At 51.2% G+C, this 604-nt stretch carries 1 pseudogene; it reads left to right on the plus strand.

From position 1 onward, the window contains the following. A pseudogene (locus tag R7E78_RS28245) lies at positions 1 to 604 on the plus strand (DNA topoisomerase IV subunit B); the annotation flags it as partial.

The following is a 604-nucleotide window of genomic DNA, read 5'->3' on the forward strand; positions in this document are numbered from 1 at the left end:
GGTTACCCAGTACTACCAGAAGAACCGTTTACTGGGGAGTTTTCTGCAGACACAGAAGCAGCAAACTGGGCAGTAATCTGGCAGCCAGAAGGCGGCGAGATGATCACCGAAAGTTACGTGAACCTTATCCCAACAGCTCAGGGTGGTACACACGTAAATGGTCTTCGCCAAGGTTTGTTGGATGCGATGCGTGAGTTCTGTGAATTCCGCAACTTGCTACCACGTGGTGTGAAGCTAACGGGCGACGATGTTTTCGACCGTTGTTCGTACGTGTTGTCGGTTAAGATCCAAGATCCACAGTTTGCTGGTCAGACTAAAGAGCGTCTCTCTTCGCGTCAAACCGCTGCGTTTGTCTCTGGTGTGGTAAAAGATGCATTCAGTCTGTGGCTAAACGAAAAGCCTCAACTTGCAGAGCAACTAGCGGAAGTGTGTATTGCTAACGCCCACCGTCGTATGCGCGCAAGCAAGAAAGTCGTACGTAAGAAAGTCGCATCGGGTCCTGCCTTGCCAGGTAAGCTAACAGACTGTTCCGTACAAGACTTAAATCGCACCGAAATCTTCTTCGTGGAGGGTGACTCGGCGGGTGGCTCGGCAAAACAGGCAC

It is taken from the genome of Vibrio sp. YT-19(2023) (assembly GCF_033337395.1).